This window comes from Belnapia sp. AC561 (assembly GCF_979252845.1).
Genome location: NZ_CEEDBP010000054.1, coordinates 21,471 through 27,817, shown reverse-complemented (window position 1 = coordinate 27,817; position 6,347 = coordinate 21,471). Strand labels below are relative to the sequence as shown.

General features: G+C 66.1%; 7 protein-coding genes. 6 read left to right on the top strand and 1 reads right to left on the bottom strand.

Features of this window, described 5'->3' with window-relative positions; genetic code table 11:
• Positions 1-32 precede the first annotated feature (32 nt).
• The 4 genes from AC0IW9_RS27835 (at position 33) to AC0IW9_RS27820 (ending at position 3,631) form a co-directional block, all read left to right on the top strand.
• Positions 33-1,211: an OpgC family protein gene (locus AC0IW9_RS27835; RefSeq protein ID WP_471651560.1), complete on the top strand. Its 1,179-nt coding sequence runs from the start codon at positions 33-35 to the stop codon at positions 1,209-1,211.
• Positions 1,208-1,972, top strand: a complete 765-nt coding sequence (locus AC0IW9_RS27830; RefSeq protein WP_471651558.1) for an SGNH/GDSL hydrolase family protein — start codon at positions 1,208-1,210, stop codon at positions 1,970-1,972. The genes AC0IW9_RS27835 and AC0IW9_RS27830 overlap by 4 nt, the downstream gene beginning before the upstream one ends.
• A gap of 94 nt (positions 1,973-2,066) precedes the next feature.
• Positions 2,067-3,401, top strand: a complete 1,335-nt coding sequence (glcF, locus tag AC0IW9_RS27825) for a glycolate oxidase subunit GlcF (RefSeq protein ID WP_471651557.1) — start codon at positions 2,067-2,069, stop codon at positions 3,399-3,401.
• The gene (locus AC0IW9_RS27820) at positions 3,398-3,631 is read left to right on the top strand and encodes a DUF2798 domain-containing protein (RefSeq protein WP_471651556.1); all 234 of its coding nucleotides are present in this window, start codon (positions 3,398-3,400) and stop codon (positions 3,629-3,631) included. The genes glcF and AC0IW9_RS27820 overlap by 4 nt, the downstream gene beginning before the upstream one ends.
• Before the next feature lie 12 nt (positions 3,632-3,643).
• Here the strand turns inward: AC0IW9_RS27820 and AC0IW9_RS27815 are convergent, their stop codons facing one another.
• Complete coding sequence (locus AC0IW9_RS27815; protein ID WP_471651555.1) at positions 3,644-4,738, bottom strand: YihY/virulence factor BrkB family protein; 1,095 nt, start codon at positions 4,736-4,738, stop codon at positions 3,644-3,646.
• Between the two features lie 143 nt (positions 4,739-4,881).
• Here AC0IW9_RS27815 and AC0IW9_RS27810 point away from each other — a divergent pair, with 143 nt between their 5' ends.
• Positions 4,882-5,877, top strand: a complete 996-nt coding sequence (locus AC0IW9_RS27810; protein WP_471651554.1) for a Bug family tripartite tricarboxylate transporter substrate binding protein — start codon at positions 4,882-4,884, stop codon at positions 5,875-5,877.
• A 50-nt stretch (positions 5,878-5,927) separates the two neighbouring features.
• Complete coding sequence (locus AC0IW9_RS27805; RefSeq protein ID WP_471651553.1) at positions 5,928-6,056, top strand: hypothetical protein; 129 nt, start codon at positions 5,928-5,930, stop codon at positions 6,054-6,056.
• Positions 6,057-6,347 lie beyond the last annotated feature (291 nt).

The following is a 6,347-nucleotide window of genomic DNA, read 5'->3' as shown; positions in this document are numbered from 1 at the left end:
GATCAGGATGAACCACAGGGCGGGGGCGGGACCTGCGGGCGGATGTCTTCCGCGGCATCGCCCTGTGGTTCATCCTGATCGACCATATGCCCGGCAACCGGCTGGGCGGCCTGACCTTGCGCAATATCGCCCTGTGCGACGCGACCGAGGGCTTCGTCCTGCTCGCCGGCTATGCCGCCGGCCTCGCTTATGGCGCGACGCTCGACCGGCGCGGCTGGGCATTTGCCGCGGCGGCGCTGCTGCGCCGGGTCGGCACCTTATACGTGGCGCATATTTTCCTGTTCGTCGTCTTCACCGCCCAGGTCGGTTATTCTGCCGCAGCGCTCGAAAGCTCCGCCTATCTGGATGAACTGCACCTCGATGTCTTTGGGGAGCAGCCCTACCTCGCGTTGCTGCAGGCGCTGCTGCTGCGGTTCCAGCCAGCCTTTCTCGACATCCTGCCGCTGTATATCGTCTTGCTGCTGCTGCTGGTGCCGGCGCTGCCGCTGCTGCGGCGGCCGGGACTGCTGCTGGGCCTCTCCGGGCTGGTCTATGTGCTGGTTCGGCTGCTGGACCTGAACCTGCCGAACTGGACGGGAGGGGGCTGGTTCTTCAATCCGCTGGCCTGGCAGGTGCTGTTTTTCACCGGGGCCTTGCTGGGCTATGCGCCGCTGCGTGAGGGGCGGCGCGGGCCGCCGCCCTCGGTGCCCTTCCGGGCCGGGTTGGTCGTTGCGGCAACCGGTATTCTCTGCGTCGGCTCGGCCATCGTGTTGGTGGGGGAGTACAGGGAGCAGTGGCTGGTGGAATTGCCGCCCAGGCTCGCCGATCTGCTGACTACCATCGACAAGACCGGGCTGCATCCTTTCCGCTTCCTGTCCATCCTGGCACTCGCCTACCTGCTGGGGCATGCGGTGCCGCGCAGCGCGGGGTGGCTGCGGGGCCGGCTGGCGGCACCCTTCGTGCTGATGGGCCAGCATGGCCTGCCGGTCTTCTGCGCCGGCATCTTCCTGGCCTTCCTGGGCCGGCTGGCGCTGGAGATGGACGACCGGTGGGTGATGCAGACCGTGGTCAACCTGGCAGGGCTGGCGGCACTGGTTTCGATCGGCGTCATCGGCGCCTGGTACCGGCTGCGTGAGAAGACTGAGGCACCGCGCCATCCGGCAGCGGCCGAGGCGCCGATGGCGTCTGGCCGCTTGCAGGCTTCGGCAGCCTCTTCTACGACAATGCCATGATCGCTGACGCCGGCCGCATCCTGCTGCTGCTGGGCGTGCTGCTGGCCACGGCCACGGCGCGGGCCAATGTGCCGGTCTGCGACGCACCGCCGGAGCTGTTGCTGGCCAATGCGGCGCTGCCGGCAACGGCGAAGGCAGGCAGTGGCGGCAGCCTGCGGATCCTGGTCGTGGGTGGTGCTTCCGTCCTGGGGCCGGGTACCAGCGGTCCGGCTGCGGCCTGGCCCGCCCGGCTCGAGGCCTTGATCCGGGCACGCAACCCCAGCCTGAAGCTGGAGGTGGTCACGCGCGGGGCACGCGGACTAACGACGGCCGAGACCGCCGCCATCATCGACGCCGAGATGGCCCGGACGCCGCCGAACCTGGTGCTGTGGCAGGCCGGGACCGCCGAAGTCGTCCGGGGCCTCGATGTGGATGAGATGGTGGAGGCGCTGAATGCCGGCCTGACCCGGGCGATTTCCGGCGGGGCGGATGCGGTGCTGATGGACCAGCAATTCTCCCGCTTCCTGCGCGCCAATGCCAATGTCGATGCCTATCGTGATGCCTTGCGGCTGGCTGCCGCGGCGCATGGGGTTCCAGTGCTGCGTCGCTGGGACCTGATGCGGCATTGGGCCGACAACGACCAGATCGACGTCGAGCGGGCCGGCCGGCAGGAGCGCATGGCGATGACCGATAAGCTGAACGACTGCCTGGCGCGGGCGATGCAGACGCTGGTACGGGACGGGGTGGCCGAAGCGCGGGGCCGGCCCGGCCCTCGTCCCTGACAACGATTTCCGCGGCAATGCTGGCTTCGGCGCCCGTCGCCTAACCGTCTTCCGCCCTATATCCTGTGCCATTGCCCGCAGTCGCCGAGGACCCATGCAAACCACATTCACGCCGGAGCAGCTGCAGGATCCCGATACTCGGGAGAGCAACGGCATCCTGCGCACCTGCGTCCATTGCGGCTTCTGCACCGCAACCTGCCCGACCTTCGTTCTGCTTGGTGATGAGCTGGATAGCCCGCGCGGCCGCATCTACCTGATCAAGGACATGCTGGAGGGCGGCAAGCCGGCGACGGAGGAGGTGGTGCGGCACGTGGACCGCTGCCTGTCGTGCCTGTCCTGCATGACCACCTGCCCCTCTGGCGTAAACTACATGCACCTGGTGGATCACGCCCGGCACTATATCGAAGACACCTATGTCCGGCCCTGGCCTGAGCGGGCGTTGCGTGCGCTGTTGACCCGCGTGCTGCCTTATCCGACGCGCTTCCGCGCCGCACTCATGGGCGCCAGGATCGGCCGGCCTTTTGCCCGGCTGGTGCCCGGCGCCTCGCTGACCGCCGAGCGGCTACGGGCCATGTTTCGCCTGGCCCCAGGTGCATTGCCGCCGGCCAGCCCGATGCAGGCGCCGCAGATCCATAAGGCCGCTGGCACCCGCCGTGGCCGCGTGGCGCTGCTGACCGGCTGCGCCCAGCAGGTCCTTTCACCCAGCATCAACGAGGCGACGATCCGCCTGCTGACCCGGATGGGGATCGAGGTGGTCATCACCCGGGACCAGGGCTGCTGCGGCGCCCTGAACCATCACATGGGGGATCATGACCCGGCCATGGCCCTGGCGCGGGCCAATATCGCCGCCTGGGCGCGCGAGGCCGAGGGCGAGGGGCTGGATGCGGTTGTCGTCAATACCTCCGGCTGCGGTACCACGGTGAAGGACTATGGCTTCATGTTCCGCGAGGAGCCGGCGCCCTGGAAGGCCCGGGCTGAGATGGTCTCCGCACTGGCGAAGGACATCTCCGAGGTGCTGCTGCAATTCGGCTATGCGCCGAGCCGCGCGGTTCCGGATCTGACAGTCGCCTACCATGCCGCCTGCTCGCTCCAGCACGGCCAGAAAATAACCGCGGCGCCGAAGCAGTTGCTGGCCAAGGCAGGGTTCCGGGTGAAGGAACCGGCCGAGGGTCATCTCTGCTGCGGCAGCGCCGGGACCTACAACATCCTGCAGCCCGTCATCGCGGCGCAGCTACGGGAGCGGAAGCTCGGCAATATCAACCGCACCGGGGCGGATCTGATCGCGGCCGGCAATATCGGCTGCCTGACCCAGCTTGCTGGCGACACCCTGCCGGTGGCGCATACCGTGGAGTTGCTGGATTGGATGGCGGGTGGGCCGGCGCCGCCGGCCATCGCCAAGGCACGGGCTGCGGCGGCATCTGCAGCGTGATCCCGGCGCGTTACGCACCGGTGCTGTTCCCGCTGGTCATGACCTTCTTCATGGCCGGTGTGGTGTCTCTGTTGCTGACGCTGGTCAATCTCGGAATGCCGCCTCGCTTCCTGGCGCTATGGCTGATGAATTGGGGGCTGGCCTGGCTCTTCGCCTTCCCCGCGGCGATGCTGGCGATTCCGGTGGCGCGTCGCATCGTCGGCTGGCTGACGATGGCGCCACGCAACTGACCGGGTGGCCGTTCAGGCCACCGTATCAGCCATTTTCGCGCCGCGTGCTCCGCGAGGCTGCTCCGGACCGCTGGTGGTGTCCTGCGCCGTCTGGTGCTCCATTTCGGCATCCAACTCCGCCCCGACCAGCACGACCGTCGCCGAAAGCCAGGTCCAGGTCATAAAGCCGACCACGGCGCCGAGCGAACCGTAAGTCTCGTTGTAGTTGCCGAAGTTGCTCACGTAGTAGGAAAACCCAAGCGAGAAGGCGAGAAAGCCTGCGGCGGCGGCGGCGCTACCCCAGCTGACCCAACGCCATTGGGCGCGATCCCTGTTCGGGCCATAGCGATAGATGATGGCGAGGAGGAGACCGATCGTCAGCACCAGCACGGGCCACCGTGCCAGGGACAGGATCAGGCCGATCCCGCCTTCCGTCCCCAAACCGAGGAATTTCAGGGCCAGCGGCAGCACCACCACGCCGGTCATGGCCAGAAGGATGAAGAGGATGCCGCCCAAGGTGAAGGCCAGGGTGACCGCCGTGCGCATCAGGAAGCCACGGCGCTCCTTCTCGTCGTAGACAACATTCAACGCATCGACCAAGGCCTTCATGGCCTGGTTGGCGCTCCAGAGGGAGGTGGCGAGGCCGATGATGGCACCGATACCCAGGCTGGCACCCCCCTTGGAGATGATGCGCTTCACCTGCTCATCGATGATCTGCATACCGCCTTCGGGCACGACAACGGCAACGGTTGACAGATGCTCCGAGATCGTCGCCGGGTCCGCGAAAAGGCCGTATATCGAGATCATCGCGCCGATGGCGGGGAAGAGGGCGAGGAGAGCGAAGAAGGTTATGCCGGCCGCTTCGGTCATCACCCGATCGTCCGAAACTTGGCTCGCGGTGCGCTTGAGGATATCCCACCAGCCGCGGGCCGGGATTTCGCTTGGGCGCGTCGCGTCACGGCCATGCCCATCAGCAGTGGCGGGCGCGAATGGGCGGGAGTGCGGCCGGTCGCCGCGGATGCGGGCCGGGCGAGGCTCCGCCAGCTTGTTGCCGGCGAGGAGCAGCACGAGAGCTCCGGCGGCGGCGACGGTGGCCAGGATGGGATTTGGGGAAGAATCGGCCGGCATGCTGGCATCTCCGGGGGGCAATCGGGTCTGCCATGGCAACGCAGTGGTTGCGCGTCGGTGCCCGAGTTCTGGTGGTATAATGGTATAATTGCACCATGGCCGCTTCCGGGGCATGAGCAGACTATTCATGGGAGATGTCCGGAATGACGCTGTCACGCCGCCTGCTGCTGCTATCGCCCACTCTTCTGGCATCTGCCGGAATACCGGCCTTGGCGCAGTCAGGTTATCCGGACCGGCCGATCAGTTTGGTGGTACCCTTTCTCGCCGGCGGCTCGACCGATATCGCCGCCCGCATCCTGGCCGAGCGTTTGGCGCCGAAGCTGGGTCCGAACGCTCGGGTCATCGTCGAGAACCGGGCCGGGGCAGGTGGCTCCGTCGGCAGTGAATGGGTGCGGCACCGGCCAGCGGATGGCTATACGCTGCTCCTTGGCAGCGCCTCAGCGCTCGGCACCAATCCGGCGGCGCTGCCGCAACAGACACCCTATGACCCGGTGGAAGATTTCTCACCGATCGCCCCGGTGGGCGGTGGACCGATGGTGCTGGTGGTGCCGGCGCAGTCGCCCTTCCGGACAGCGCGGCAGTTGCTCGATGCGGTGAAGGCCAAGCCCGGCAATTACACCTGGGCGACGTCGGGCGCCGGTGGAATCGGCCATCTCACCGGAGAATACATCAAGATCATGGCCGGCGGCCTGAGCGCCGAGCATGTACCCTATCGTGGCGGGTCCGCGGTGATGGAGGCGCTGGCCAAGGGTGAGGTAGATTACTCGGTCGAGGTGCTGGCTTCTACGGCCTCCCACATCAGGGACGGCTTGTCGCGGGGGCTGGCGGTGACGTCCCTGCAGCGGCATCCGCTGGTTCCGGACGTGCCGACCTTGGATAAGGTCGGGCTGACCGGGTTCGAGGTGACGACCTGGAATGTGCTGGTCGCGCCACGCGGCTTGCCAGATGCAGTCGCTCAGATCCTGTCCACCGCGGTGCGGGCGGTGCTGGCGGATCCGGTCGTCCAGCAGCGTATGGCGGTCGCTGGTGTGGATGCGGCGGGGGAAAGCACACCGGAGACGACACGGGCTTTCCTCGTGGCGGAGAGGGCCAAGTTCGGCAGCATCGTCGAGCGGGCAGGGCTGCGCCTCGGACGCTGAGGAACTCTCCTGGCCCCGGTCGGTTCGGACTGGATAGGCAGGAGAGTCACATGTCCCAGGACGCAGCGAAGCCGACCAAGCCCGATGCGGATAAGGCCAAGCCTGCACCGCAGCCGGTTGATACTGGTGTCCAAGAAGATGCAGCTAAGGAGCGGGAAAAAACTGGCGGCTATCAGTAAAATCAAGGTACTAATATTTAAATACTAATATTTCTATGTAATTCATTAATTTGCTGAGCCGCATTTGCAAGTTTGAAAGTTTGGGTTGCCTGTCGACACAAAAAGATTTGCTCGCATCAAGCTGGTGCGAGCATTTTGTCGTTTTGTTGCTGGCCAACCGCGTTTTAATGATCAGTGGGCCGGCCGCTTTAAATCTAAGCCGAAAGCTCGGCAGAGCGGCTGCAGCAATGAGATGGCAGGCCTGATTGCACATACGGCCCATTGCCCCGACCACGCGGTTTACCGACTTGT

Coding starts and splice junctions, on each gene's coding strand:
- AC0IW9_RS27830 (WP_471651558.1), top strand. CDS start 1,208: ATGATCGCTGACGCCGGCCGCATCCTGCTGCTGCTGGGCGTGCTGCTG.
- glcF (WP_471651557.1), top strand. CDS start 2,067: ATGCAAACCACATTCACGCCGGAGCAGCTGCAGGATCCCGATACTCGG.
- AC0IW9_RS27810 (WP_471651554.1), top strand. CDS start 4,882: ATGACGCTGTCACGCCGCCTGCTGCTGCTATCGCCCACTCTTCTGGCA.
- AC0IW9_RS27805 (WP_471651553.1), top strand. CDS start 5,928: ATGTCCCAGGACGCAGCGAAGCCGACCAAGCCCGATGCGGATAAGGCC.
- AC0IW9_RS27815 (WP_471651555.1), bottom strand. CDS start 4,738: ATGCCGGCCGATTCTTCCCCAAATCCCATCCTGGCCACCGTCGCCGCC.